Origin of the sequence: Bradyrhizobium genosp. L (assembly GCF_015624485.1) — a bacterium.
Lineage (GTDB): Bacteria > Pseudomonadota > Alphaproteobacteria > Rhizobiales > Xanthobacteraceae > Bradyrhizobium.
Genome location: NZ_CP061378.1, coordinates 1,944,095 through 1,969,625 on the forward strand (window position 1 = coordinate 1,944,095; position 25,531 = coordinate 1,969,625).

Here is a 25,531-nt window from a genome sequence, read left to right on the forward strand (position 1 = left end):
TCTAGCAGCCGTCGCGACGGAAAAGAACCGCAATGGAACTGAATTCCTCTAAACGCGACGCGCGTGCATCGCTCTTTGCTGCGCCAATCGGTCGCAGCTTTTTAGAGGTTATCTTGATTGATGCGTCCGGATGATGCGTGCGTCAGCTGGTCGCCAGCACCACGGTCGTCGAATCGATTGTGCCTGCGCTGACGCCTTCGCGCGCCATGCCTTCGATCGTCATCCAGTTCTCGCGAAAGATCTTCGCGGCCTCGTTGGCGCTGTCCGCCTGGATCGTCAGACTGCACGCGCGTCTCGTGCCATTGCTGGCGAACTGGAAATGAAAGACATATCCCGACGAGTCCGCGCTCCGTGCGCCCAACGGTCCCTGCTGCATGAAGGCATTTCCCCAAGTTCGAAGTGTTTACGCCACCCGCGCGCAGCATTGGACCGTGATGCGGCGCAGTCGTGATTCAGGATGACGCAATCGGCGTCGTCACACATTTTGTTGCAAGGTGTTGCAGGGATTCAACACCGGATGGAACCTGGCCTGCACGGGATCGTGAAAACCGGGATCGTGCCCGCGCGTAACGCGGTCGCCGGGCGATGCGTAGACCTGCACGAACGCCGCCGATCGTGGCGGCAACGGTCATCGCAGCGAGGAAGTCACGTCAGCATGAAGCTCTCCTTCAACGTCGCGGAAAGCGGCGGTGGGTCTTATCGCCCGCTTGCCATCCTGCGCTGGGTCATGGTCGTGATCTTCGTCGCGTTCGGCATGCAGAAGTTCACGCTGCAGTCGGCGCAGGGCATTGCGCAGTTCATCACCAACAGCCCGTTCGTCTTCTGGCTCTCGCTGTTCGGCCTGCGCGGCGAGGCCTATATGCTGGGCATCGCCGAGCTCGGCATTGCCGTGCTGCTTGCCGCCGGCGCATTCAGCCCGCTGCTGTCGGCGATCGGTTCGCTGATGGGCGTGATCACGTTCGCCGTCACCTGGTCGTTCTTCTTCACGACACCGGGCGTCGTGAAATGGAGCCTGTCGACCGACCCGATGGCCTGGAACCTGACCGGTGAGTTCCTGTTCAAGGACATCGTGCTGCTCTGCGTCTGCCTGGTGCTGCTGCTGGCGTCGCTACCGCGGTCCGTCGTTCGGTTGCGAGACTTCAGTGGTTAATCCGGGCTGAACAGATGTCCTCGCTCGCGCTGACATCTGGAACCTGGGACTTGCGCGTTGGCGCGGCGTATTGATCGAATCCGAGGCGCCGTCGCAACTTTTGATTGACGAATTATTGCTATCTAGAAATATCTCTCGAGCGGGAGATGCTCTGGGTCATCGAACTTCGCCGCTGATTCAGTTGCCAGCGCCGTGGCTGGTGCGCAGGGCGGTTGCGATTGCCGGGTCGGTTCTGCTCACCGGAACGGCGGTTGCGCCGCCTTTTCCCGCCCCGGCGCCTGTGGCGCTCCACGCGCGATCGTGAATTCGGACGCGTGCGCCGTGCAGGTATGGTCGGCGCAATGTCAGCCCGGCCATCGTTTCAATGAGATTGCAGCTGCCCCTCAGGATTGCGGCCGTTCTGCTCGCCCTATGTTTCGTCACGGGCGCCCGCTCGGATTCCGACATGGACGCGCAAATCAGGGACATCGTGACGTCAGAGCTGGTGCCGACCGTGACCGAGGCCGATCCGGGCGGCCTCGCCGCAGCCGTCTATGCCGGCGGGCGGGTCACTCTCTTCAGCTTCGGCGCTGCCGACGCGGCCGCGAAGCGGCCGGTGACACCGGACACGCTGTTCAACCTCGCCTCGCTGCGCAAGCTGTTCGAGGCCACGCTGGTCGCGCTTGCCGTCGACCGCGGCGAAATGCAGCTCGACGATCTCGTCAGCAAATATCTGCCCGAGCTCAATGGCGACTATGTCAGCCGCGTCACCATCGGCGAGCTCGTCACCCATACGTCGGGCCTGCTACTGCCGACCGATCATCCGCCCTGGCCGAGCGCGACGTTCAGCCGCGACCAATTCATCGCGATGCTCAACGCATGGACGCCGAAGGCCGGCGAGGTGCCTGGCAAGCAGCGCATCTATACCCATGCCGGCTACGTGCTGCTGCAGCTCGCATTGGAGCGACGCTATGGCATGCCGATCGGCGCGCTGATCGAGAGCCGCGTGTTGCAGCCGCTCGGCATGAACGCGACGTTCATCCCGGATCGCGGCGAGGACAACCGCGCGGTCTTGCCGCCCGAGATCATGCAGCGCGTGGTGCAGGGTTATTCCGATCAGGGCACCCCGATCGGGCCGCCGGGCAATCAGCAGAGCTATTTCGACTTTCCCGGCACCGGCCAGATGTTCTCGTCCGCGCGCGATCTCGGCATCCTGCTCGGCGCTTGTCTCGACGGCGCCGTGATCGATCCGGAGCTGCGCGCGGCGCTGCAGTTGACCGAGCGCGAGCGCTTTCGCGTCGACGACACATTCGGGCAGGCGATGGCCTGGGAGAATGTGCGGCTTGATGGCGTCACCGTCGTCGACAAGCCCGGCGGTCTCAACAATGCCTCGGCCTATGTCGGCCTGGTGCCGGCGCGGAAGCTCGGCATCGTGCTGCTTGCCAATCGCGGCGAATATCCGCACGAGATCGCGCGCTACAAGATCCTGCCGGCGCTCGCGCGATTGTAGTTGCCGTCGATGCCGGGTTGATGACGTCTCGTGCGCGATCGGGGAGGGCGCATGCGAAAATTGTCATGGCGCCGCATCATGATCGGCTGTATAAGTCCGTAGCTTCTTCTCCAATTTGAAGAGGCTGACATGACCGACTTGCATCCTGATCTGCGCATTCATTTGCACACTTGGCTTTCGCAACAGCCGCACGGCTTGCGGACCTTCAGGACCTTCCAGCAAAAACTCGAGATTTTGGGCAAGGACGATCCCGATCAACGCGGCGTATGCCGGCTGTTGAGCGGTCTCGTCGGCAACTATGTCGAGGCCTTCGACGAGGAGCCGCTGCCGGTTGCGGTCGCGGACCGCGCCTATGGTCGTCTGCTCGATCTCGTCGGAAGTCTCGATCTCGCAGGGAATGCCGACCGCCGCCTCGCCGATATCAACCGCATCGCCGCCTGCGATCTCTTGAACTGATCAACGCCGCGCCGCGACCAGCTCGCGATAGAGCGCGGCATATTGGCCGGCGCGATTGTGCCAGGAGACGTCGGTTGCCATGCCGCCGTGCTGCAGCCGGCGCCAGGTCACCTGGTCGTTGAACAGGAGGTTGGCCTTGCGCAGGGCGTGCGCCAGCGCGTCCGCGGTGACGGGCGCGAACTTGATGCCGGTCGCGGCTGCGCCGAGCGTCGCGGCCTCGTCGAAGTCAAGCACGGTGTCGGCAAGGCCGCCGACATTGGCGACCACGGGCACCGCGCCATAGCGCAGCGCGCAGAGCTGGGTGAGGCCGCAGGGTTCGAAGCGCGACGGCACCGCGAGCGCGTCGGAGCCGGCCTGGATCAGATGCGCCAAGGCCTCGTCATAGCCGATCACGACGCCGATCCGCCCGGGGTGGGCCTGCGCCAGCGCGGCATAACCGTCCTGCAAGTCGCGGTCGCCGCTGCCGAGCAGCGCAAGCTGCATGCCTTCGCCGAGCAGCGTCGGCATGGTCTCGAGCAGGAGGTCGAGGCCCTTCTGCCAGGACAGCCGGCTGATCACGCCAAGCAAAAGCGCGTCCGGCGATGGGTCGAGACCGAAGCGCTGCTGCAGCGCCGCCTTGTTCGACGCACGGGCGGCAGGCGCGTCGGCGCTGAAGCGCGCGGCGATATCCGGATCGGTCAAAGGATTCCACACGGCGATGTCGATGCCGTTGAGGATGCCGCTCAGCACATCGGCGCGCGCGCGCAACAGGCCGCCGAGCCCCATTCCGACCTCGTCGCTCTGGATCTCGCGGGCGTAGGTCGGCGACACCGTGGTGATGCGGTCGGCATATTGCAGGCCAGCCTTCAGGAGGCTGATCGTGCCGTAATATTCCACGCCCTGGATGGCGTAGGATTCCGGCGGCAGGCCGAGCGTCGCAAGCATGTCCGGCGAGAACTGGCCCTGGTAGGCCAGATTGTGCACCGTCATCACGCTCGAGGGCCGCGGGTGCCTGCCATAAAAGAGATAGGCCGGCACCAGCCCGGCCTGCCAGTCATGCGCATGCACGACATCAGGCACGAAGGAAGGGATCGCGCCCAGCCCGATCTCCGCTGCCGCCCGTGACAGCGCCGCGAAGCGGATGCCGTTGTCGGGCCAGTCCCGACCATCGGGACCGACATAGGGATTGCCGGGGCGCGCATAGAGATGCGGCGCATCGAGCGCGAACAGCTCAAGCCCGTCATGCGAGCCGCTGAGCACGCGGATCGGTCCGCCGTAGAATTCCGGCCATTGCAGGACGGTCTCTGCCGAGGCGAGCGCATCGAGCACGCGGGGATAGCCCGGCACCAATGTCCGCGTCGCGACGCCGTGCTGGGCAAGCGCGGCCGGCAGCGCGCCGGCGACGTCGGCAAGCCCGCCGGTCTTGATGACGGGATAGATTTCCGAGGCGACCGCGAGGACGCGGATCGGCGTCATGTCGGAATCCTGTCGATCATCGCCTGCGTGATGAGCGTGATGCCTTGTTCGGTGGTGCGGAAGCGCTTGGCGTCGAACGCGGGGTCCTCGCCGACCACCAGGCCTTCCGGAATCTTGACGCCGCGATCGATCACGACGTTCTTCAGGCGTGCGCCGCGGCCGACGACGACATAGGGCATGATCACCGCGTTCTCGACGTAGGCGTAGGAATTGACGTGCACGCCGGTGAACAGCAGCGAGCGGCGCAGCGAAGCGCCCGAGATGATGCATGCGCCTGACACCAGCGAGGTCACCGCCTGGCCGCGCCTGCCGTCCTCGTCGTGCACGAACTTGGCCGGCGGCGTGATCTCGGCATAGGTCCAGATCGGCCATGACCGGTCGTAGAGATCGAGCTCCGGCACCACGTCGGTGAGGTCGATATTGGCGCCCCAATAGGCGTCGACGGTGCCGGCATCGCGCCAGTAGGCGCGCGGATCGTCGCCGGAGCGGACGCAGGAATCGTTGAACTGATGCGCGATCGCGCGGCCGTGCTTGACGATGTAGGGGATGATGTCCTTGCCGAAATCGTGCGCCGAGTTCGGATCCGCAGCGTCACGCTTCAGCTCTTCGAACAGGAAGTCCGAGTTGAAGACGTAGATGCCCATGCTGGCGAGCGACTTGTCGGGCTTGCCGGGCATCGGCGGTGGATCGGCCGGCTTCTCCAGGAAGGACTGGATCAGGCCGGTCTCGTCGACATGCATGATGCCGAAGCCGGAGGATTCCGCGCGCGGCATCTCGAGGCAGCCCACCGTCACGTCGGCGCCGCTTTCGACGTGCTGCTTCAGCATGATCTCGTAATCCATCTTGTAGACGTGGTCGCCGGCCAGCACCAAAATATACTTGGTGCCGTGCGCCTCGATGATGTCGATGTTCTGGTAGACCGCGTCCGCCGTGCCGACATACCACATCGTCTCGGAAACGCGCTGGCTCGCGGGCAGGATGTCGAAGCTCTCGTTTCGTTCCGGGCGGAAAAAGTTCCAGCCGCCTTGCAGATGCCGGATCAGACTATGCGCCTTGTACTGGGTCGCGACCGCGATGCGGCGGATGCCGGAGTTCACCGCGTTGGAGAGCGCGAAATCGATGATGCGCGACTTGCCGCCGAAATAGACCGCGGGCTTGGCGCGCTTGTCGGTGAGCTCCTGCAATCGGCTGCCGCGCCCGCCGGCCAGCACGAAGGCAAGGGCATGGCGGGACAGCGGTTCATTCACGACAGTTCTCATGGTCATCCTCCCGGGGCTTCAGACGCGGCCCCGCTGCCTTCTCTTGTCCGGAAGGCCTGATCGGGCGCCAACGGGACCGGCTGCAAACCTAGCAAGCGGCCCCGGTTGAGCAAAGCGGTACCGCGCGTTTCGTTCCGCGGTCCGGCATGGCAGGATTTGCATGCAACGCAGGCGCTTGCGACCATTGACGGGAGGCCGTTTCGGTATACAGCAACCCGGCCCGCCGTTTCCCCTCCAGGCCCGCTCGTCATGACCCTTCCGACCGTCACGCCCCAAAATATCCGCTCCGCGCTGCTGTTGCGGCAGGAGATCGCGCTGCTCGACGTCAGGCATGAGGCCGCCTTCGCCACCGGCCATCCGCTGTTCGCCGCCAACATGGCCGCCGACCGGATCGCGATCGAGGCCGCCCTTCGGCTGCCGCGCGCGGACGTGCCGATCGTGCTGTACGATGACGGCGAGGGGCTGGTGGACGCCGCCGGGCGCGAGCTCGCGGCCCTCGGCTACCGCGACGTTCGCGCGCTGGCCGGCGGTCTGCACGGCTGGCGGTTAGCCGGCTACGAGGTCTTCGAGGACGTCAATTCCTATGCCAAGGCGTTCGGCGAGCTGGTCGAGGCGCGCCGCCACACGCCGTCGCTCGGCGCCGACGAGGTCGCCGCGCTGATCGCGCAAAAGGCCAACATCGCGATCCTCGATGTCAGGCGTTTCGATGAATACGCCACCATGAACATCCCGGGCTCGGTCAGCGTGCCCGGCGCCGAGCTGGTGCTGCGTGCGGCAAATGCTGCGACCGATCCCGACACCACCATCATCGTCAACTGCGCCGGCCGCACCCGCTCGATCATCGGTACCCAGTCGCTGATCAATGCGGGATTGCCCAACAAGGTGCGGGCGCTGCGCAACGGCACCATCGGCTGGACGCTCGCCCGGCACGATCTCGAGCACGGCGCCGACAGGCGCGGCGATATCGCGCCATTCGAGGGCGCCGAGGAAAATGCGCGCGACGTCGCCTATCGCGCCGGCGTCCGTCACATCGGGACGAGCGAGCTTGCGGCACTGGAGCGCGAGGCGCATCGCACACTCTATCGCTTCGACGTGCGAGACGCCGCCGAATATGCGAGCGGCCATCTCGCCGGCTTCCGCCATTACGCCGGCGGCCAGTTGGTCCAGGAGATCGACATGGCCGCCCCCGTGCGCGGCGCGCGCATCGTCCTGACCGACGACAAAGGGATTCGCGCCGACATGACGGCGTCCTGGCTCGCGCAGATGGGCTGGGAGGTTTACGTGCTCGCGGGTGGCTATCACGGTGGGCTCGAGGTCGGACCGCCGCGGGTGTTGCCTAAGCCCGATCCCGCGCACCGCTACCGGCGCCCCTATGAAGGCACCGAGGTTGCCGAGCAGGCGATGCAGGCCTATCTCGACTGGGAATACGGCCTCGTCGAACAACTCCGCCGCGACGGCACGCACGGGTTTTATGTGATTTGATGAGCGGTGCGGGTCGCCCCGATGGACGATAATGAATTGCGCCATGGCCTATCCCCGTCATTGCGAGCGAAGCGAAGCAATCCATTGACACCGCGGATGCCGTACGATGGATCGCTTCGCTTCGCTCCTCGCAATGACGGGGCTAAAGCCCAGTTGCTGCTTACTTCGGCAATGCGACCGGCGTCAGCTTGAACGGGCCGGGGTCTTTGCCCTTGTTCTCTCCGATGATGTAGGACAGCTTGCCCTCGGCGACCCATCCGGTATCGCCGACCTGCGTCACCGACACCGGCCCGTCAAATCCGTCCTTGATGGTGTCGATCTCGGCCTCGTCACCCTTCACCGTGACCTTGTCGAGCTTGCCGTTGCCCTCGATCATCAGAAAGCCGTTGCCGAACGCGCGCATGGCGTCGCTGTGATCGAGCGGGCGCGACGTTTTCAGCTCCGTCACTGCGCCGGCCTTGCCGTCCTTCACCGCGACCCGGAACAGCTTTGCCGGAATGAAGGTGTTGACATAGAGATTGCCGTCGGCGCCGATTGCAATGCCGTCGAGCCCGACGCCGTCCTTGGCCGGCGCAAGCAGCGGGTCGGTCGCGAAGGTCGCGAGCGCCGTCGCGCCCGGCTTGAGGCTGTGGATGATCGGCGCGCCGGAATCGCTGACATAGGCGGTGCCGTCGCTGCCAACCACGATATCGTTGCAGAATGAAGTGGGTTGGCTCAGCGCGAAGCTGCCTTTCGGCGCGCCGCTCTTGAGATCGAAGGTCTTCAGCCAGGCGCCCTTGACGTCGCTGGGACCTGCGACGCCGTAGCCCGAAATGTCGTTGGAGCAGACATAGAGCGTGCCGCTCTTCTCGTCGGCGAGCACGCCGAGCGTCGATCGGCTGTCGCCGGCGCCGGGTTTGACCAGTTGCTCCGCCTTGCCGCCGGACGAGATCTTGGTCACGCCGCCGAGATTGAAGCTGCCGACATAGAGCGAACCGTCGGAGGTCGAGGTGACGCTCTCCGGAAAGCTCTTGTCGGGCACGTTGACCGGAGCCGTCTCGGCGCCGGCTGCGCCGGTGATGCCGAGCAGGATGGCCGCCGCGCTGAGCAGGGATGCGCGGCGGATCGTGAGCAGTTCTCCCTTTGCGCGCGGACGGGCCGCGGCGCTGTTCTTCTTTGTCATGATCGCGTTTCCTCGATGGACCTGGTTCGACCAGGCAGGATTTTCTTTGGACGATCGCTTCCGGTCGGCGGCTTGTTGTGGTGCAGGGTTCCCGACCGGATCGTTCACCCGCCTGCTTGTCGCCAACGATATATACGATAGTATATAACGTGAGGAAAGCAGCCGATGCGGGAGGGCGCGTCATGGAACGCGAGTTCGCCGCGCGGCAGCACTGTCTGTGCTGCGGCGGTGTGATCGATGGTTTGACCGACGATGGTGCGATCGGCCTCGATACGCGCTTCGGCTTGATTTCGGACCAATGCGGCTTCGTCTGCAACGACTGCACCGCAAGCCTGATCCAGGCTGCGTTGCTGCGCAGGCGGGAGACCGTTCACCGCAGATGGCCGACGCCGGGGCGCCGAGGCTAGAGCGTCTTCAGTCCGGGCTGAACGCGTCGTAGACCAGCTTCCTGAACACCGGCGTAATGCGCTGGCGCTCGTTCTGGGTCTGCTCCAGCATGATGTAGATCATGTCGAGTTTCGGATCGACGCCGAAATAGGTGCCGCTGCCGCTGTCCCATTTCAGTTCGCCGATCGAGCCCGGCGGCGGCGGCTTTGCGATGCCGGGATCGGTGCGCACCGCGATGCCGTAGCCATAGCCGAAACCGTCGCCGGGAAAATACCAGTAGTCGCGGCCGACGCCGGAGCCGGGGCCGATATGGTCGGTCGTCATGTCCTTGAAGGCGGCGGGCGAGAGATAGCGCTTGCCGTCGAGTTCCCCGCCATTGAGCAGCATCTGCGCGAAGCGGCCATAGTCCAGCACGGTCGAGACCAGCCCGCCGCCGCCGGATTGCCATTCCGGGTGCGCGCGCCGGTCGTGCTCGGCCGAGAGCAGGATGGTGTCCGACGGCAGCGGCTCGGCCATCCGCGCCCGCTCGTCGGCGCTGTCGAGCACGAATTTGGTGTCCTTCAGTTGCATCGGATCGAAGATGCGCTCCGTCTCGAACTGATAGAGCGTCTTGCCGGTGATGACCTCGATGACGCGGCCGAGCACGTCGGTGGAATGACCGTAGCGCCACAGCGTGCCGGGCTGCCGCGACAGCGGCAGCTTGGCCAGCCGCGCCACGAATTCCTTGTTGTCGACGGGACCATCGAACAGGTGTCCGTCCGAGTAGATTTTCTGGATCCAGTTGGCGCCGATATATTCGTAGGTGATGCCGGAGGTGTGCCGCATCAGGTCCTGGATCGTGATCGGATGGTCCGGCGGCACCAGCTTGAGGTCGCCGACCATGTTGTCGTTGGGCGGCTCGATGCCGACCTTCACGTCGGCGAACGCCGGGATGTATTTCGACAGCGGGTCCTGCGGCGACAATTTGCCTTCGTCGACCAGCATCATCGCGGCGACGCTGGTGATCGGCTTGGTCATCGAATGCAGCGCGAAGATCGTGTCCGTCGTCATCGGCGCCTTGGTGGTGACGTCGCGGTCGCCGAAGGTCTTCAGATAGATCGCCTTGCCGTGCTGCTGGATCAAAATGACGGCGCCGGGTATCTTGCCGGTGGCGACCTCCTCGTTGAAGAACGCGGTGATGCGCGCGAGCTTGTCCGGCGACGGGGCAGGGATATCGGCCGCACGCGCCGCGCCCGATGTGACGGATACAAGACACGCAAACGCCATCGTTGTCGCGCGAAGCTGGCGGGTGAGAATTTGATTCGCCCGCTCATATCCCAGTGACATGGAAGGTGCCGCCCTGCTGAAGCCTGAGTATCGCAGTATTAGCGCGCACATCTCGCGTTACCTAGTATTTTCCCGTGGCTGCAGCCATTCGTGAAAAGACACTGACTTCGACCATCAACGTTTCGATTCCATTGAGCGATGCCCGATCCTGCCCAAATCAACTTCTCGGCTGCGGCCAGCCTCTACAAATGGCCGTCGCTCGGCAACGCGCGCCGGGAAGATCGCAGCCCGTATGTGATCCTTGTCGGGACTTTGGACGAATGTCTCCAGGCCTTCATGGCCAAGCCTGAAGCGACGCGGCATCTCTACGAAGTCCGCACGGCGCCACAGCCTCCTCTCGTCACCGAAATCCTGTCGCCCGAGCACCTGGCAGAACTGGCGCGGCTGCGGGACTTTCTATGACCCGGCCCGGTCCGTCGAAGTTTACACAATTTGCGTGACGCCGACCGGCGTGCGCATGGCGTTCGAGAGCACCTGAAGCGCCTGGCTCAGCTCGGCACGGTTGCGCGCCGCGCCGAGCGAGACGCGCAGGCCACGCGGGGCGGCGTCTCCGACCGCAAAGGCATCCTCGCCGACCACGGCGAGCCCGTTGCGCATCAGATGCGACAGCAGGTCGGTGCCGCCGAAATGCCGCGGCAGCGGCATCCAGATGTGATGGCTCGCCGGGCGCGCCGCATAGGTCACGCCCTTGAGGAAGCGCGCCGCAAGCTGCTGGCGCGCGGCGGCCTCGTTGCGGATGGCGCGGATGATCTCGCTCGCGACCCCGGAGCGCAGCCATTGCGTGACGAGCGCGACCATCAGTGACGGCGGCATCTGCATGGTCGCCTGCATGCCGGCACGCATGCGCTGCTCGACGCCCGCGTCAGGTGCCACGAAATAGGCGACGCGCAACGCCGGCGCGATGCATTTGGCGATGCTCGCAGCATAATATGTGTGCTCCGGGATCAAGGTCGCGATCGCAGCCACCTGCGGCTCAAGCGGGCCGTAGACATTGTCTTCGATCAGGACGCAGCCGCGCTTCCTGATGATGTCGGCGATCGCCTTGCGCCGCGGCGCGCCCATCGTCGCCGTGGTCGGGTTCTGCTGCGTCGGCACCAGATAGACTGCCTTCGGCTTGTGCTTGCGGCAGGCCTCGTCGAGCGCGTCGGGGCGCGCGCCTTCGCTATCCATCGTGACGCCGACCAGCCGCACGTCCAGCCGCGCCGCGGCGGCCTTCACGCCGGGGAAGGTCAGCGCCTCCGTTACCACGACATCGCCCGGCGAGGTCAGCGCCAGCAGCGCGTTGAAGATAATCGCCTGCGATCCCGGAAAGATCACGATGCGGTCGGCCGCGGCCTGCGGCACGCGCGGCCGCAGCCAGGACGCCGCGACCTCGCGCTCGTCGGCGGTGCCGCCGGGACGTGCATAGCCGAGATAGGCGGAGAAGCCGGCGTCGGACCGGATGGTTGCAAGTCCCTGCGCGATGCGGAGATCGAGATTGGCCTCGACCGGCTGCGGCGGCAGGTTCATCGACAAATCGATATTGACCGGCGCGGGCAGGTCGGAGGCGGCGCGTGACGTGGTCTCCGAGACGAAGGTGCCTTGCCCGACACGGGCGTCGAGCAGGCCGCGGCGCCGCGCCTCGCCATAGGCGCGGGTCACCGTGGTGAGATCGATGTCGAGCGCGGTCGCCAGCGCGCGGTGGGTCGGCAGCCGCTCCCCGCGCACCAGCCGGCCGCTGGCGATATCGGCGGCGAGCGCGTCGACGATGCGCTGGAACATCGGGCCGTGCCACTCCGAAACTGTAGGGATCCAATCCATGCAATTCGGCCGTTTGTCTTTGATTGTATGCTTCTTGAGGCATATTGTATGGATCAACAGAACAGGTCAAGGACGACGGCCATGACGGACACGGTTTCCCTGCCAAAAGCGATGATGCGCGGTTTTGCGATGAAGTGCCCGAATTGCGGGCGCGGCCATCTGTTCGGCCGCTTCCTGAAGGTCGCCGATCATTGCGAGGTGTGCGGTGAGGATTTCACCCCGCAGCGCGCCGACGATTTCCCGGCCTATCTCGTCATCGTCGTGGTCGGCCATGTCGTGGTGCCGGCGCTGCTCTGGATGGAGATGACCTACGCGCCGCCGGCCTGGCTGCAACTCGCGATCTGGCTGCCATTCACGCTGTTCAGCGCGCTCGGCCTGCTGCAGCCGACCAAGGGCGCGATCGTCGGGTTGCAGTGGCAGCTCGGCATGGAGGGATTTGCGACGTCGCGGCAGCGGGTGGCTCCGGTGCGGGCGCGGAGCGGCGTCGGCCGAGCCAAGCAAGCCTGACGCGATCGCAGCCTGGATAGGCCAGACGATATTTAGGCGCGCCACGGCGCGCGTTGAGGACGAATACGTCAGCGGTTGGTGGCGGTGCTTGTCCCATTCCGCGGATCAAGTCCGCGGAATGGGTAGGCACGCATTGCTCTACCGCGCCGGCCCGCGCATGGATGCCGGCTGACCTGGCAGCTTCAGTCTGGGGCCGGCCTCGGTGAGCGTCCCGTTGGCGAGGTGAAACAGCTGCAAGTCCTTGTCGAAATAGTTGCCCACATAGAGGTACTCGCTGTTCGGGCTGTACGCGATGCCCTCCGGCAGTCCACCGAGCGGCGCGCGCGCGATCACCGTCAGCTTGCCGTCGGTGCCGATCGACATCACAGCGAGTTCGCCGGCCTTGGTCTTGAACCAGTCGCTGTCCTTGGCACCGGTGCCGAGCAGCAGCGGGGTGGCTGCGATCTTTCCATTGGGTGAGATCGCGAAACCTTCCGGTCCGGTGCCGGGGGACATCACGTCGACCACATGGGGATGCGGGCCGGTTGCTTCGATGATCACCTCGGCATCGGCGTTGTTGCTCTGTGCGCCGGTATTCGAGGCGATGACGTATTTGCCGTCCGGCGTGATGTCGATGTTGTAGGGATTGAATGCCGATGGAATGTCCATCGACTTGTCGTAGGTCACGTTCTGGCCGTCGATCGCGAGCACGCCGATCTTGTTCACGAGGTTCAGGCAGACGAAGGCGCGCTTGCCGTCGGGCGCGACCACAACGGCCGCAGCCTGCTGCCCCAGCGGAACCTCGCCGACGGCCTTGACCGTCATCCCCTGGATCGAGACGACGGAGACACTCTTGCCGTCCCGGTTGGCGATCAACGCAAGGTCGCCCTTCCCCGAGATCGACAGACCGGACGGCTGCCGCCCGACGGCAACCGTGTCAACCAGCTTCGGCGGGTCGGCGGTGAGGTCGATCACGTAGAGTTTGTCATCCGGGACCGATTTCCAGGTGTTGCCCTCCTGGACGTGAACCACGGAATTGGCGACGAGGCCCAGCTTGCCGTCGGGTGTGATCTGCAGATTGGTGGGCGGCCCCAGGAGCGAGTTCGTCAGCGGCAAGCTGCCGCGGATCCTGGGTTTGGCCGGGTCGGAGATGTCCACGACCAGCACCGCGTCGTTACCCGGCGCGCCATTGATCTGGCCTTCGGGTCCATAGGTGATCTTGTTGTCGATGCCGATCAGGAGATCGTTGGTTCCGGCCTGGGCCGCGCCGCCACCGACGAGGCCGGCCAGAGCCATGGCGCCCAGACACATCGCGCAAAGAGCGCTGCGTACAATCATGATGCATTTCTCCCCGACATTGCTCATTTCTTGCGAGCTGGTTCCGTCACCGTACTTCGCAGCCTTGATGACTGGCAACCATCAACGGCGCTTTGGTGCCTGGACTCTTTTGCCGGAGCGACTGCTTTCGAGGACTCTGTTCGGCTCGTTACCCGATCGACCGGATCATCAAACCGGCTGGTGATGCGGCCGGAACATGCGGCCCTTTTCGGTCACCAGCACCACCGCGAGCGCGGCCAGCGTGCAGAGGAAGAAGCCGGTCGCGAACGGCACCAGCGTGCCGTCGTAATCCTGGCCGATCGTGGTGCCGATGCCGATCCCGAGCAGCGTAGTGATCGTGCCGTAGAGCGAGGAGGCGGTGCCGGCGATCTTGCCCTGCGGCTCCATCGCGAGCGCGGTGAAGTTCGCCATCATCAGCCCGAAGGCGAACATCATCAGCGCCGCCAGCACCATGAACAGCGGCAGCGACAGCATGTCTGTTTTGACCGCGAGCAGCAGCAGGCCCGCGACCACCGCAAAGCCGGTCAGCGCCGCGTGTGAGATCACGCGCATGCCGATGCGGCCGACGATGCGGGAGTTGAGGAAGCCCGCGATCGCGACGCCGACCGCGCACGCCGCGAACGCCACCGGGAAATAATGCCCGAGCTTGAAGATCTCGGTGAACACCTGCTGGGAGGAGAACACGAAGGCGAACAGTGCGCCCTGCACGCCGCCGGCGGCGAGCGCATAGCCGAAGGTCTGGCGGTTGGTCACGGTCTGGCGGAACGCGGACAGCACCTCGGGGATCGCCAGCGATTTGCGCAGCTCGACCGGCAGCGTCTCCGGCATCCGCATCGCGCTCCAGGCCAGCGCGATCACGCCATAGATCATCAGCAGCACGAAGATGCCGTGCCAGTTGGTCAGCAGCATCACCGCCTGCCCGAATGACGGCGCGATCACGGGCACCGCGATGAACACCATCATGGCGAGCGACATCACGCTCGCCATCCGCCGTCCGGCATAGCAGTCGCGCACGATCGAGGTCGCGATCACGCGCGTCGCCGAGGTGCCGAGCCCTTGCAGCGCGCGCGCCAGGAGCAGTGTTTCGAACGAGGGCGCCATCAGCGCGAGCAGGCCGGCGATGGTGTAGACCGCCATGCCGCCGAGCAGCACCGGCCGGCGGCCGAAGCGGTCGGACAGCGGACCCATCACGAATTGGCCGACGCCGAAGCCGACCAGGAAGATCGACAGCACCATCTGCGGCCGGTTGGCGTCGGCGATGGCAAACGCCGAGCGAATGTTCGGCAGCGCCGGCAGCATCATGTCCATCGCCAGCGGGTTCAGCGCCATGATGGAAGCGATAATGACGACGAATTCGGGAAAGCCCATCGGGCGGTGGCCTGAAGAAACCCAGGCATCGGCATTGATGTCAGACACTTAGCAACCTCTTGGAAGGTCTGAATCATAGCGCCTTTGTTGCGTTGCACAATCGCCGTTTCAGGATAGGTGCCCGGCAATTGCGGCTGAGGTAGCCGGGTCCGATGCCAGCGAGCGGTCATCTAGGTGCCTACCCGGCGTTCATAGTGGTCGCGGCCGCAGAGAGCAAAATCGGCGAACTGGAATTCCGAAAACGGTGGTCTTCGCATCTGACGTGTTGAGTGAAACCGGGAATGATAGGGAAAACCGACCCGAGACGTTGCGTGAGCGATAAGTGAGCCCCACAATCGTGGCTATGACTGCTTCCGAAATTGGATTCTGGATAGCAACCGCGGCTGCAGTAGCCAGCGCGGTCTACACAGCTTTGATGTACCACCGGACAAAGGAAGCACCAGGAGCCAAAGCAGGTAAATCTGGCAAAGGCGGCCAGCGGGTCGCTGAGCAAGGTCGGCACGGATACATCATCCCGCTACTGCTTTTGGTCACAACATGGTCAGGGGTCTTATTTGGCTATGTCGATCGCCACTATTGGCCCACGTTATTGGCGGCCGAAACTTTGCTTAGCTCGGAAAACGCTCGGTTAGACGTTCGGCAATGGCAGCCAATAGTTACGCCGGAAAAACAGTACGCGATGAATATTTTCATTATCAACAATGGGAAATCAACGGCTACTGAATTGCGGCATGCGGGCGTTGTAATGCTTGCTACCGGAAGAGCGCCTAATGCAACGATTGATCAGATGTTTCCAATGCTCAAGGCGCAAATAAGCCTTTCCGAGCCGGGACCAAAACTCGACATTAACCCAAACCAATCCGACACATGGTTTAGCGTTTTTGGACCGAAATTAGACGACAAGCAAACCGCCGACATCTCGTCAGGGGCGTTGACGGTCTACGTTCTGAACATAATGCAGTATCGAGACCGAACGAATCCGGACAAATTCATCTACACGGAATCCTGTGTCTATTACGGCGGCCCTGTTCTTCATTTGTGTGAGAGTGGTCACAACCGGAGCTATGTTTCTAACTGAGTTCGGTCGATCAAGACAAACAAAGATCAAAGATACAAAGCTCAAAGATTTATGGGGGAGGCCACAATGTCCATCGAACTGTCCGCGCGCTCGCGCGGCGCTGAACTGTCGGAAGAGGAACGCAAGGTCCTCACCGCGACGCTCGTCGGCACCACCATCGAGTGGTACGACTTCTTCGTCTACGCGCAGGCTGCGGGCCTCGTGTTCGGCGCGCTGTTCTTCGCGCCGATGAACCAGAACAATCCGCTGCTGGCGCAGATCGTGTCGTTCGCGACGCTCGGCCTGTCGTTCCTGTTCCGCCCGCTCGGCGCCATCGTCTGCGGCCATCTCGGCGACCGCTTCGGGCGCAAGAACATGCTGGTGGTCACGCTGCTCCTGATGGGCGCGGCCACCGCTTTGGTCGGCCTGCTGCCGACGTATGCGCAGATCGGCGCCTGGGCGCCGGCGCTGCTTATTCTGCTCCGCATCCTGCAAGGCTTCTCGGCCGGCGGCGAATGGGGCGGGGCGGCGCTGATGTCGGTGGAGTCGGCACCTCGCGACCGCCGCAGCTTCTTCGGCTCGTTCCCGCAGATCGGCACGCCGCTCGGCATGATTCTCGCGACCGGCGTGCTGTGGGTGCTGACCACGACGCTCGGCAAGCAGGCGATGATCGAATGGGGCTGGCGGATTCCGTTTCTGCTGTCGCTGGTGCTGATTGTCGTCGGCGTCGTGATCCGCCGCACCGTGGAGGAATCGCCGGTGTTCAAGGCGATGCAGCGGCGGCACCGGGAATCGTCGGCTCCCCTGAGGGAGCTGATGCGCAACCACAGCAAGGAGATCCTGCGCACCGCGCTGATCTTCATGGCCAACAACGCGGCCGGCTACATCCTGATCGCGTTCCTGATCAGCTATGGCGCCAACACGCTGAAGATGCCCTCCGAGCAGTTGCTGCTGGTCGGCACGCTCGCCGCGGTAAGCTGGTTCATCTTCACGCTGATCGGCGGCATCCTCGGCGACAAGATCGGCCGCGTGCGCTCGTTCCAGATCGGCTACGGACTGATGGTGCTGTGGGCGGTGCCGATGTGGTTCTTGATCGACAGCAAGAATCTGCTGCTGTTCTTCATCAGCGCCGTCGGCCTCACCATCGCGCTGGGTCTCTCGTATGGCCCGCAGGCGGCGCTCTATGCCGAGCTGTTTCCCGCAAAGGTGCGCTATTCCGGTGTCTCGATCGGCTACGCGCTCGGCGCCATCTTCGGCGGCGCCTTCGCACCGATGATCGCGCAATGGATCATCGGTACCTACGGCGAATCCTGGCGTGTCGGCATCTATATCGGCGTGCTGGCGCTGATCTCGCTGATCACGGTGTCGACGATCAAGGATCCGCAGGGCGTCGATTTGAACGTGAACGAGGGCGGATGATGCGCCGGCGGATCGGCCGCAAGGCGCAATCAACCTTCGTGTCGCGATGAATTACATCAACATCTGTCATCGGGCTGCGGCACGCGCGGCCCGATATTTTTTGCATCCATCCTCCGCATTCGTGCGCTCGGGTGTGTGCGCCGATCACAAACGACAACGTGATCTCAAAGTTGTGGCATAGGTCACATGCACGCGTTCGCGGGGCGTGTAGATTATCAGCCGTTGAATGAACCGCTCATCGATACCGTGTGCTCCAGAAGGAGCCTCCGGCATGACAGCCAGGAGAACGGCGTGAGCCTGATACTGACGCCAACATTTGCGAGCAGCGACCGGGCCAAGGCGAGCACGCCTGCGTGCGTAGCCACAGCGCGGTTGGCACATGCGTCTCCGTCGCGATGACGGTCCACGTTTTCTTGGTGTGACGAGCGAAACAGCAGCTTCATCAGTCTGGAAAGGAGTGCACAATGGGTTGGGCTCCGAATTGGGTCGGCGTCAGCGGCGGCGTTGCGGCGCCCGGAACGTCAATCACCTCGATTGCCAGGTATCCGCAGCATCTCGATGTCTTCTGTGTCGGCAGCGACAACGGGATCTACAGCGCGTGGTGGGATATCTCCACGGGATGGTCGAGCTGGTTCAGGGTCGCCGGCGGCGTCGCGGCCCCAGGGACGACCATCACGGTGGTCGCCCGCAACCCCAATCATCTCGATCTGTTCGCCGTGGGATCGGACCACGGAATCTACAGCATCTGGTGGGACGCCAATGGCGGCTGGGCCAACAGCTGGTTCAGGGTCGCCGGCGGTGCCGCCGCGCCCGGCACCTCGATCGCGGCGATCGCCCGCAACCCCAATCATCTCGACCTGTTCGCGGTCGGAACGGACATGAAGATCTACAGCATCTGGTGGGATGCGAATGGCGGCTGGGCGGGAAGCTGGTTCAATGTGAGCGGCGGGGCCGCGGCTCCGGGAACGTCGATCACGGCACTGACCCGCAACCCCAACCACATCGATCTGTTTGCGGTCGGAACGGACCACGGCATCTACAGCACGTGGTGGGACGTCAACGGCGGATGGGCGCCCTGGTTCAGGGTCGCCGGCGGCGCCGCCGCGCCGAACACGTCGATTGCCGCCGTCGCAAGATATCCGACGCACATGGATCTGTTCGCCGTCGGGACCGACCACAAGATCTACAGCATCTGGTGGGATGCCAACGGCGGCTGGGCGGGAAGCTGGTTCAACGTCAGCGGCGGGGCCGCGGCTCCCAACACCTCGATCAGCGTCGTGTCCCGCTATCCCAACCATCTCGACGTCTTCGCGGTCGGCACCAATCACGGCGTCTACAGCACGTGGTGGGACGCCAGCAGCGGCTGGGCCAACTGGTTCCAGATCGCCGGCGGCGTGGTCGCCCCCAACACGTCGATCAATGCGTTGAGCCGCTATCCGGATATTTTGGACGTCTTCGTCGTCGGGACCGACGACCACGTCGACACGATCTGGTGGCTCGACGAGATGTACTTCTCGATGCAGCACCAGACGCAGCCCAACTGGTGCTGGGCGGCAACCTCGACCAGCGTCGCGCTGTTCTACAAGCCGGCAAGCGGCTGGACCCAGTGCCAGGTCGCCAACCAGGAGCTCGGCCGGACCGACTGCTGCGGCACGGGCGCATCCGGGCCCTGCAACGTGACGGGCTATCTCGATCAGGCGCTCTCCATTGTCGGTCATCTCGACCATTGGGTGGGCGGCACTGCCACCGTCGCCCAGGTCGAGACCGAGGTGACGTTCGCCCGCCCGCTCGGAATCCGGGTCGCCTGGTCTGGCGGCGGCGCGCACTTCCTGTGCATCATGGGGCACTACAACGCCGGCGGCATCGACTGGATCACCGTCGACGACCCGATCTACGGTCGCTCGAACGTCAACTACACCACGTTGCAAACCAAGTATCAGGGCAGTGGTACGTGGACACACACCTACTACACCAAATACTGAGGAGGTTTCGATGGCTGTTCTCACTCCGTCCCCCCCGCAACAGGCGACCGAGGCCGTTCAATCGATCTTCCGGGACGCCAACCACAGGGCGTTGCGGTCCCTCGCATTGCGCAAGGCTGCCGGGCCGCTCCAGGCTGTCGAACCGCTTCAAGTGTTCACGCTGGGCCTCGACGATCTCGTGGCCAAGCGAGACCTGCCGGCGGCCAAGTCGACCGGATGGCTCTTCCTCGTACAGGACAACAACCAGGCGCTTGCGTCCGCGGAGGCGGTTCCGACCGGGACCGGCGATGAACAAGTCGTGTCCGCGCTCAATGAAGGACGTGCGGTCGGTTCGACCGCCGACGCGATCCGAACGGTTCGCAGCTTGCCGGAGGTGAGCAAGGACGATTACGAGCTCCGGATTCTCCGCGTGCCCGCTCTGTATGTCACCGCGCTGTGGCTGCACAAGACCGCGGGGACCGGCGACCTCGTCGTGCCGCTTGATCCATCGCCGGTGGACGCCAAGACCGGCCAGGCGGTGCCTGCCTCGCAGCTGATCGACGAGCTCAGATACAAGGCCGGGCAGGCGAACCGCGGCGCGCCGTAACCGGAGCGGGTCTTCACGCCTAACCGACGCCGAGCAGCGCCTTGAGTTTCGTCACCGCGCTGTCCGGCGTCGTCAGCACCGGTCGGCCGGTGGCCTCAGCGACGCGCTCGGCGGCCGGCGCCATGCTGTATTGCGCGAGCGCGATCAAATCGCAATCGCGCAGGTCCCTGGATGCCTCGACCACGATACGGTCGTGCTCGGCGCGATCGCCGCGGTCGAGCGCGGCCAGCGCGCCCTCGGCGAGCTTCGGCACCAGCTCGACCTGCGACGGAAACTCCGGCGGCATCGAGACCAGCGTCGGCGGGAAGGTCGAGAGCAGGCCGATCGTCTTCCCCCTCGCGACCGCCTGCTCGATCATCGCCTCGTTCGGCTTCAACACCGGCATCGGCGCCTGCGCGCGCGCCACCGCCTCGATGCAGGGGCCGAACGCCGAGCAGGTGAAGAGAATGCCGTTGCTGCCGGTGCTCGCCGCGTAGCGGCCCATGGTGAGGAAGCGCTCGGTCATGCGCTCGGTCAGTTTGCCGTCGCGCGCGAGGTCCGCCGAGAGGGAGTCGTCGAGCAGATTCATCAGCCGCGCTTCCGGCCACAGCCGTGCAAACGACGCCTCGATCGGCACGATCGAATGCTTGAGGGCGTGGATCAGGGTGATGCGCATGGTGGCTGGTCTTTTCGTAGTCTGTAGGGTGGGCAAAGGAGCGTAGCGACGTGCCCACCATTTTTGCTCAGAGCCCGCGAAGGTGGGCACGCTTCGCTTTGCCCACCCTACGGGCTGGTGCTCGAAGCGACGATCGTTACTTGAACGGGATCGCGTACATCAGGCCGCCCTTGCCCCAGGTGGCGTTGAGGCCGCGTTCGAGCTTGAGCGGGCTCGCCTTGCCGACATTGCGCTCAAAAATCTCGCCGTAATTGCCGCCGGCCTTGATCGCCGCGACCAGCCATTTGTTGTCGAGCCCGAGCCGCGAGCCGAGGTCGCCGGAGGCGCCGAGCAGGCGCTGGATCGCCGGCACCTGCGACTTCGTCATCTCGTCGACATTGGCCTGGGTGACGCCGAGCTCCTCGGCTTCGACCAGGCCGTAATGCAGCCAGGTGATGATGTCGCTCCAGACCTCGTCGCCGTTGCGGGTGAACGGGCCGAGCGGCTCCTTGCTGATGGTGGTCGGCAGCACGACGTAGTCGTCGGCCTTGGGTGCCGCGGTCGCGACCGCGCCGGCGAGCGCCGAGGCGTCTTGCGTCATGGCATCGCAGCGGCCGCCGAAGAAGGTCTGGTACATGGTGTCGACGCGATCGAACACCAAAGGCTTCCAGTCGATGCCGTTGGCGCGGCCGTAATCGCCGAGCGTCACCTCATGCGTGGTGCCCTGCGCGACGCAGACGGTCGCTCCCTTGAGATCCTTCAGTTCCTTGACGCCGAGGTCCTTCTTCACCACGAAGCCCTGGCCGTCGTAGAAATTGACCGGGCCCTGGCGCAACCCGAGCGTGGTGCCGCGCAGATAGGTCTGCGTCGAGTTTCGGTACAGCACGTCGATCTCGCCGGACTGCAGCGCGGTGAAACGGTTCTGCGCGGTGAGTGCGACATAGCGCACCTTGCCGGCGTCGCCGAGCACGCCTGCGGCCAGCGCGCGGCAATAGTCGACATCGAGCCCCTTGAAATTGCCCTGCGAGTCCGGCGCCGAGAAGCCGGCAAAGCCGGTCGAGACGCCGCACACCAGTGTGCCGCGCTGCTTGATCGTGTCGAGCGTCGCCGCGTTTGCGGTTGAAATGCCTGCTGCGAGCAGGACAGTCGTGACAATAGCCTTGTACATTGTACTCCTCCTCCTAATGACCAACGTCCTTCAACGCGCCGTCTACCGCAGCGCCGAGCCTTTCGACGATCATGTCGATGTCGCCGGAAGATGCGATATAGGGCGGGGCGAGCAGCACGTGGTCGCCGCTCTTGCCGTCGACCGTGCCGCCGCCGGGATAACAGCCGAGCCCGCCGGCGAAGGCGATCGACTTGATCCGCTGGTTGAGCTTCAGCTTCGGATCGAACGGCTGCCGCGTGCCGCGGTCGGCGACCAGCTCGATCGCCCAGAACAGGCCGCGGCCCCTGATGTCGCCGACATGGCGGTGATTGCCGAAGCGCTCGATCAGCCGCTGCTCGAGCTGTCGGCCACGCTCCTTGACCTGGTCGAGCAGCTTTTCCTCGGCGATCGTCTTCTGCACCTCGAGCGCGGCGGCGCAGACGAGCGGATGCGCCAGGTAGGTATGGCCGTGCTGGAACGCGCCGGAGCCGTCGCGCACGGTGTCGACGATCGTGCTGCTCGCGAGCATCGCGCCGATCGGCTGGTAGCCGCCGCCGAGCCCCTTTGCGATCGCCTGGATGTCGGGCGAGATGCCTTCCTGCTCCCACGCATGCAGCGTGCCGGTGCGGCCCATGCCGCACATCACTTCGTCGAGGATCAGGAGCGCGCCGTGCCGGTTGCAGATCTCGCGCACCGCCTTGAAGTAACCGTCCGGCGCCGGCACGCAGCCAGCAGTGGCCCCGACCACGGGCTCGGCGATGAAGGCCGCCACCGTGTCGGGGCCGAGCCGCTGGAATTCGGCGTCGAGCTCGGCGGCGAGCCGGGCGACGAAGGCGGCCTCGGATTCATCGCCGCGCTTTTCGTGATAGGCGAAGGCCGGCGTGACATGAGAGAACGACGGCGACAGCAGCGGCGCATAGGGCTCGCGGCGCCAGGCATTGCCGCCGGCCGACAGCGCGCCCAGCGTGTTGCCGTGATAGCTCTGCTTGCGGGCGACGAAGCGCGCCCGCTGCGGTTCGCCGCGCTCGATGAAATATTGCCGCGCCAGCTTGATCGAGGCCTCGATCGCCTCCGAGCCGCCGCTGACGAAATAGACGTAGCCGAGGCCGCCGGGCTCATGGCCGACCAGCCGCTCGGCGAGTTCTTCGGCCGGCGCCGACGAGAAGAACGCGGTGTGGGCATAGGCGAGGGTGGAGGCCTGTTTTGCAATCGCCGCCAGCACGCGCGGATGCTGATGGCCGAGGCAGGACACCGCTGCGCCGCCGGAGGAATCGATGACGCGGCGGCCATCCTCCGCAATCAGCCAGACGCCCTCGCCGCCGATCGCCTTCGGCGGGGTCTCGCGCAGGCTGCGGTGCATCACGCGGCTCTTGTTGGCGGCCATGACACTTATCCTTTCTCGACAAAATATTGCGACATCTCGGCCAACCGGCCCTCGGTCTGCTCCAGCTTGCGCTTCGCACCGGCGCCGCCCAGCGTGAAGGCGACCGCGGCGAGCGACTGTGCCACTGCGATCGCGCCGGTGAGACTCGGGAAGAAGCCGGGCGAGGTGGCGGCTTCGAACAGCAGCAGATGATCGGCGCCCTCGGCCATCGGCGCGGTGATCGAATCTGCGATCGCGATCATGGTCGCGCCGGCATCGTGCGCCGCGCGCGCGGTCTCGACGCTCGCGGTGGAGTAGGGCGCAAATCCGATCACCACGACGGCGTCGTCGGCGCCGAAGGCACCGTGGTCGAGATCGAACGGCCCGGAGCCGCCGACCAGCAGCACCGCGCCGGGGCGGAACAGGCGAAGCTCGTAGGTCAGCAGTTCCGCCACGCTGCGGCAGCTGCGAAAGCCCGTGATCCAGATCCGCTCGGCGGCATGCAGCGCCCGCGCGGCGTCTGCGATCGCGCTGGCCGAGATCCGCGTCAGCCCGGCGGCTTCCGCCTCCAGCTTGTCGTTGACCAGCGCGACGTCGGCATTCGGTCCGCCGCGGCGGCTCTTGGCACGGCCGGAGAACGGCGCGGCCTGCACCGGGCGGCGCGCCTCGGTCAGCGCGGCGCGCAGTTCATCCCAGCCGGAATAGCCGAGCGCCTTGGCGAGGCGGGTGAAGGAGGCGGGGTCGGCGCCGGCGACGGAGGCAAGCTCGCGCATCGAGCGGGTGGTGGCGTCGTAATCATTGGCTGCGACGAAACGACCGACCTCCTGCAACCGCATTGGCAGCGACGGCAATGCGCTGCACAATTCGGCAAGGGGAGATGCAAGCGGCGATGGTTTCGGCTGAGCCTGGGCCATGAAACATATGTTGCACGGATATCAAATTGGTGCAACATATGAAGTGCGCGCCAAGATCGCTTCCCGTTGGGGTCCTTGTGCTGTGACGACATCGACGCCGAAACGCCCTCCTTCTCGGCCCTTGCGGCTCTCGCTCGACGATCCGCGCATCGCCGGCCTGTTCTGGCAGGTGCTGGTGGTCGGCATCGCGGTCGCCATCGTCGCCTTCCTGTGGTCGAACGCGGTGCACAATCTGTCGGTGCGGCGGATCTCGACCGGCTTCGCCTTCCTCGGCCGCGAAGCCGGCATGCCGATATCAGACAGCTGGATCGACTACACGCCGAAGAACACCTATTTGCGCGCCTTCATCGTCGGCCTCGTCAACACGCTGCGCGTCGCGGTGATCGGCATCATATTGGCGACGATCGTCGGCACGCTGGTCGGCATCGCGCGTCTGTCGACCAACTGGCTGCTGTCGCGGCTTGCCGCCGTCTATGTCGAGGTGCTGCGCGACCTGCCGCTGTTGCTGCAACTGTTGTTCTGGTACGTCCTGCTGCAGGGCCTTCCGGCGGCGCGCCAGGCCTGGAAGCCGGTCGAGGGCGTCTTTCTTTCCAATCGCGGCCTGATCTTGCCGGCGGTGCCGATGCACGAGGCCAATTGGTGGGTCGCGCTTGCGCTGGTCGCAGGGCTCGTGGTCCTGCATTTCGTCCGGCGCCGCCTGATCGCGCAGCAGATGCTGGATGGCAGGGCGCGGCCGGCCTGGCCCTATGCGCTCGGCCTCGTGGTCGCGCTGCCGGCGCTGGTGTCGTTTGTCTCGGGTGCAAGCTGGAGCGTCACGCTGCCCGAGCTGCGCGGCTTCAATTTCGTCGGTGGGCTGACGCTAGCGCCGGAATATTTCGCGCTGCTGATCGCGCTCGTCACCTACACCTCGGCGTTCATTGCGGAGATCGTGCGCAGCGGCATCGAGGCGGTGCCGCGCGGGCAGTGGGATGCCGCCAAGGCGCTCGGGCTGAAGCGGAGCTTTTCGCTGCAGCACATCGTGCTGCCGCAGGCGCTGCGCGTCATCATCCCGCCGATGACCAGCCAGTATCTCAACCTGACCAAGAATTCCTCGCTGGCGGTCGCGGTCGGCTACCAGGACATCGTCTCGGTCGCCAACACCACGCTGAACCAGACCGGGCAGGCGATCGAGTCGATCGCTTTGATCATGATGGTGTTCCTCACCATCAGCCTCGGCATCAGCCTGTTCATGAACTGGTACAATGCGCGGATCGCGCTGGTGGAGCGCTGAG

The 25,531-nt window shown here is 64.8% G+C and carries 24 protein-coding genes; 12 read left to right on the forward strand and 12 right to left on the reverse strand.

The features are described from left to right. Nucleotides 1-142: 142 nt before the first annotated feature. A complete protein-coding gene (locus IC762_RS09110) occupies nt 143-376 on the reverse strand; it encodes a hypothetical protein (protein ID WP_195788470.1) in 234 nt (77 codons plus the stop codon). Nucleotides 377-655: 279 nt separating this feature from the next. On the opposite strand from IC762_RS09110, the gene IC762_RS09115 reads away from it, so the two are divergent. The 3 genes from IC762_RS09115 to IC762_RS09125 all read left to right on the forward strand — a co-directional run bounded on the left by IC762_RS09115 (nt 656) and on the right by IC762_RS09125 (nt 3,095). Beyond that, nucleotides 656-1,150, forward strand: coding sequence for a DUF417 family protein (locus IC762_RS09115; protein ID WP_195788471.1), 495 nt, complete (start codon nt 656-658; stop codon nt 1,148-1,150). 445 nt (nt 1,151-1,595) lie between these two features. Next, nucleotides 1,596-2,639 carry a serine hydrolase gene (locus tag IC762_RS09120; RefSeq protein WP_246801492.1) on the forward strand — a complete coding sequence of 348 codons (1,044 nt, stop codon included), beginning with the start codon at nt 1,596-1,598 and terminating at the stop codon, nt 2,637-2,639. A 129-nt stretch (nt 2,640-2,768) separates the two neighbouring features. Further along, nucleotides 2,769-3,095 (forward strand): hypothetical protein, encoded by a 327-nt coding sequence (locus IC762_RS09125; protein ID WP_195788473.1) that lies wholly within the window; start codon nt 2,769-2,771, stop codon nt 3,093-3,095. Here the strand turns inward: IC762_RS09125 and glgA are convergent, their stop codons facing one another. Continuing rightward, nucleotides 3,096-4,550 carry a glycogen synthase GlgA gene (glgA, locus tag IC762_RS09130; RefSeq protein ID WP_195788474.1) on the reverse strand — a complete coding sequence of 485 codons (1,455 nt, stop codon included), beginning with the start codon at nt 4,548-4,550 and terminating at the stop codon, nt 3,096-3,098. Next, complete coding sequence (gene glgC, locus IC762_RS09135) at nt 4,547-5,809, reverse strand: glucose-1-phosphate adenylyltransferase (RefSeq protein ID WP_195788475.1); 1,263 nt, start codon at nt 5,807-5,809, stop codon at nt 4,547-4,549. Before glgC ends, glgA begins: the two co-directional genes overlap by 4 nt. Before the next feature lie 249 nt (nt 5,810-6,058). Between glgC and IC762_RS09140 the strand changes: the two genes are divergently transcribed. Then, a complete protein-coding gene (locus tag IC762_RS09140) occupies nt 6,059-7,291 on the forward strand; it encodes a rhodanese-like domain-containing protein (RefSeq protein ID WP_195788476.1) in 1,233 nt (410 codons plus the stop codon). Nucleotides 7,292-7,451: 160 nt separating this feature from the next. Here IC762_RS09140 and IC762_RS09145 read toward each other — a convergent pair whose 3' ends face one another. After that, entirely contained in the window at nt 7,452-8,453 is a 1,002-nt protein-coding gene (locus IC762_RS09145; protein ID WP_195788477.1) for a hypothetical protein, read from the reverse strand. A 182-nt stretch (nt 8,454-8,635) separates the two neighbouring features. Here IC762_RS09145 and IC762_RS09150 point away from each other — a divergent pair, with 182 nt between their 5' ends. Further along, nucleotides 8,636-8,860, forward strand: coding sequence for a hypothetical protein (locus IC762_RS09150; protein WP_195788478.1), 225 nt, complete (start codon nt 8,636-8,638; stop codon nt 8,858-8,860). Nucleotides 8,861-8,867: 7 nt separating this feature from the next. Here the strand turns inward: IC762_RS09150 and IC762_RS09155 are convergent, their stop codons facing one another. Then, nucleotides 8,868-10,106, reverse strand: coding sequence for a serine hydrolase domain-containing protein (locus IC762_RS09155; RefSeq protein ID WP_195788479.1), 1,239 nt, complete (start codon nt 10,104-10,106; stop codon nt 8,868-8,870). A 198-nt stretch (nt 10,107-10,304) separates the two neighbouring features. Between IC762_RS09155 and IC762_RS09160 the strand changes: the two genes are divergently transcribed. Beyond that, the gene (locus tag IC762_RS09160; RefSeq protein WP_195788480.1) at nt 10,305-10,568 is read left to right on the forward strand and encodes a hypothetical protein; all 264 of its coding nucleotides are present in this window, start codon (nt 10,305-10,307) and stop codon (nt 10,566-10,568) included. 21 nt (nt 10,569-10,589) lie between these two features. On the opposite strand, the gene IC762_RS09165 is transcribed toward IC762_RS09160, so the two are convergent. Then, a complete protein-coding gene (locus IC762_RS09165) occupies nt 10,590-11,927 on the reverse strand; it encodes a PLP-dependent aminotransferase family protein (RefSeq protein WP_246801493.1) in 1,338 nt (445 codons plus the stop codon). A gap of 120 nt (nt 11,928-12,047) precedes the next feature. On the opposite strand from IC762_RS09165, the gene IC762_RS09170 reads away from it, so the two are divergent. Next, nucleotides 12,048-12,473 (forward strand): DUF983 domain-containing protein, encoded by a 426-nt coding sequence (locus tag IC762_RS09170; RefSeq protein WP_246801495.1) that lies wholly within the window; start codon nt 12,048-12,050, stop codon nt 12,471-12,473. Between the two features lie 138 nt (nt 12,474-12,611). Here the strand turns inward: IC762_RS09170 and IC762_RS09175 are convergent, their stop codons facing one another. After that, nucleotides 12,612-13,790 carry a YncE family protein gene (locus IC762_RS09175; protein WP_195788483.1) on the reverse strand — a complete coding sequence of 393 codons (1,179 nt, stop codon included), beginning with the start codon at nt 13,788-13,790 and terminating at the stop codon, nt 12,612-12,614. Between the two features lie 168 nt (nt 13,791-13,958). Continuing rightward, nucleotides 13,959-15,158 carry a multidrug effflux MFS transporter gene (locus IC762_RS09180; RefSeq protein ID WP_433995902.1) on the reverse strand — a complete coding sequence of 400 codons (1,200 nt, stop codon included), beginning with the start codon at nt 15,156-15,158 and terminating at the stop codon, nt 13,959-13,961. A 322-nt stretch (nt 15,159-15,480) separates the two neighbouring features. Between IC762_RS09180 and IC762_RS09185 the strand changes: the two genes are divergently transcribed. From IC762_RS09185 to IC762_RS09200, 4 genes are all read left to right on the forward strand, one after another. Continuing rightward, a complete protein-coding gene (locus tag IC762_RS09185; protein WP_195788485.1) occupies nt 15,481-16,236 on the forward strand; it encodes a hypothetical protein in 756 nt (251 codons plus the stop codon). A gap of 66 nt (nt 16,237-16,302) precedes the next feature. Next, complete coding sequence (locus IC762_RS09190) at nt 16,303-17,634, forward strand: MFS transporter (protein WP_195788486.1); 1,332 nt, start codon at nt 16,303-16,305, stop codon at nt 17,632-17,634. Between the two features lie 464 nt (nt 17,635-18,098). Continuing rightward, nucleotides 18,099-19,616, forward strand: a complete 1,518-nt coding sequence (locus IC762_RS09195) for a papain-like cysteine protease family protein (protein ID WP_195788487.1) — start codon at nt 18,099-18,101, stop codon at nt 19,614-19,616. Between the two features lie 10 nt (nt 19,617-19,626). Then, nucleotides 19,627-20,202: a hypothetical protein gene (locus IC762_RS09200; protein ID WP_195788488.1), complete on the forward strand. Its 576-nt coding sequence runs from the start codon at nt 19,627-19,629 to the stop codon at nt 20,200-20,202. Nucleotides 20,203-20,221: 19 nt separating this feature from the next. Here the strand turns inward: IC762_RS09200 and IC762_RS09205 are convergent, their stop codons facing one another. The 4 genes from IC762_RS09205 to IC762_RS09220 all read right to left on the reverse strand — a co-directional run bounded on the left by IC762_RS09205 (nt 20,222) and on the right by IC762_RS09220 (nt 24,260). Further along, nucleotides 20,222-20,857, reverse strand: coding sequence for an aspartate/glutamate racemase family protein (locus IC762_RS09205; protein ID WP_195788489.1), 636 nt, complete (start codon nt 20,855-20,857; stop codon nt 20,222-20,224). 136 nt (nt 20,858-20,993) lie between these two features. Beyond that, nucleotides 20,994-22,004 carry an amino acid ABC transporter substrate-binding protein gene (locus IC762_RS09210; RefSeq protein ID WP_195788490.1) on the reverse strand — a complete coding sequence of 337 codons (1,011 nt, stop codon included), beginning with the start codon at nt 22,002-22,004 and terminating at the stop codon, nt 20,994-20,996. Between the two features lie 13 nt (nt 22,005-22,017). After that, nucleotides 22,018-23,367 (reverse strand): aspartate aminotransferase family protein, encoded by a 1,350-nt coding sequence (locus tag IC762_RS09215; protein ID WP_195788491.1) that lies wholly within the window; start codon nt 23,365-23,367, stop codon nt 22,018-22,020. A 5-nt stretch (nt 23,368-23,372) separates the two neighbouring features. Next, nucleotides 23,373-24,260, reverse strand: coding sequence for a MurR/RpiR family transcriptional regulator (locus IC762_RS09220; protein WP_195788492.1), 888 nt, complete (start codon nt 24,258-24,260; stop codon nt 23,373-23,375). Nucleotides 24,261-24,342: 82 nt separating this feature from the next. Between IC762_RS09220 and IC762_RS09225 the strand changes: the two genes are divergently transcribed. Beyond that, complete coding sequence (locus tag IC762_RS09225) at nt 24,343-25,530, forward strand: amino acid ABC transporter permease (protein WP_195788493.1); 1,188 nt, start codon at nt 24,343-24,345, stop codon at nt 25,528-25,530. The last annotated feature ends 1 nt before the right edge of the window (nt 25,531 follow it).

Bases quoted from the DNA above. Each gene is read 5' to 3' on its own strand.
- IC762_RS09110 (WP_195788470.1), bottom strand. From the start codon at position 376: ATGCAGCAGGGACCGTTGGGCGCACGGAGCGCGGACTCGTCGGGATAT.
- IC762_RS09115 (WP_195788471.1), top strand. From the start codon at position 656: ATGAAGCTCTCCTTCAACGTCGCGGAAAGCGGCGGTGGGTCTTATCGC.
- IC762_RS09120 (WP_246801492.1), top strand. From the start codon at position 1,596: ATGGACGCGCAAATCAGGGACATCGTGACGTCAGAGCTGGTGCCGACC.
- IC762_RS09125 (WP_195788473.1), top strand. From the start codon at position 2,769: ATGACCGACTTGCATCCTGATCTGCGCATTCATTTGCACACTTGGCTT.
- glgA (WP_195788474.1), bottom strand. From the start codon at position 4,550: ATGACGCCGATCCGCGTCCTCGCGGTCGCCTCGGAAATCTATCCCGTC.
- glgC (WP_195788475.1), bottom strand. From the start codon at position 5,809: ATGAGAACTGTCGTGAATGAACCGCTGTCCCGCCATGCCCTTGCCTTC.
- IC762_RS09140 (WP_195788476.1), top strand. From the start codon at position 6,059: ATGACCCTTCCGACCGTCACGCCCCAAAATATCCGCTCCGCGCTGCTG.
- IC762_RS09145 (WP_195788477.1), bottom strand. From the start codon at position 8,453: ATGACAAAGAAGAACAGCGCCGCGGCCCGTCCGCGCGCAAAGGGAGAA.
- IC762_RS09150 (WP_195788478.1), top strand. From the start codon at position 8,636: ATGGAACGCGAGTTCGCCGCGCGGCAGCACTGTCTGTGCTGCGGCGGT.
- IC762_RS09155 (WP_195788479.1), bottom strand. From the start codon at position 10,106: ATGGCGTTTGCGTGTCTTGTATCCGTCACATCGGGCGCGGCGCGTGCG.
- IC762_RS09160 (WP_195788480.1), top strand. From the start codon at position 10,305: ATGCCCGATCCTGCCCAAATCAACTTCTCGGCTGCGGCCAGCCTCTAC.
- IC762_RS09165 (WP_246801493.1), bottom strand. From the start codon at position 11,927: ATGTTCCAGCGCATCGTCGACGCGCTCGCCGCCGATATCGCCAGCGGC.
- IC762_RS09170 (WP_246801495.1), top strand. From the start codon at position 12,048: ATGACGGACACGGTTTCCCTGCCAAAAGCGATGATGCGCGGTTTTGCG.
- IC762_RS09175 (WP_195788483.1), bottom strand. From the start codon at position 13,790: ATGATTGTACGCAGCGCTCTTTGCGCGATGTGTCTGGGCGCCATGGCT.
- IC762_RS09180 (WP_433995902.1), bottom strand. From the start codon at position 15,158: ATGGGCTTTCCCGAATTCGTCGTCATTATCGCTTCCATCATGGCGCTG.
- IC762_RS09190 (WP_195788486.1), top strand. From the start codon at position 16,303: ATGTCCATCGAACTGTCCGCGCGCTCGCGCGGCGCTGAACTGTCGGAA.
- IC762_RS09195 (WP_195788487.1), top strand. From the start codon at position 18,099: ATGGGTTGGGCTCCGAATTGGGTCGGCGTCAGCGGCGGCGTTGCGGCG.
- IC762_RS09200 (WP_195788488.1), top strand. From the start codon at position 19,627: ATGGCTGTTCTCACTCCGTCCCCCCCGCAACAGGCGACCGAGGCCGTT.
- IC762_RS09205 (WP_195788489.1), bottom strand. From the start codon at position 20,857: ATGCGCATCACCCTGATCCACGCCCTCAAGCATTCGATCGTGCCGATC.
- IC762_RS09210 (WP_195788490.1), bottom strand. From the start codon at position 22,004: ATGTACAAGGCTATTGTCACGACTGTCCTGCTCGCAGCAGGCATTTCA.
- IC762_RS09215 (WP_195788491.1), bottom strand. From the start codon at position 23,367: ATGGCCGCCAACAAGAGCCGCGTGATGCACCGCAGCCTGCGCGAGACC.
- IC762_RS09220 (WP_195788492.1), bottom strand. From the start codon at position 24,260: ATGGCCCAGGCTCAGCCGAAACCATCGCCGCTTGCATCTCCCCTTGCC.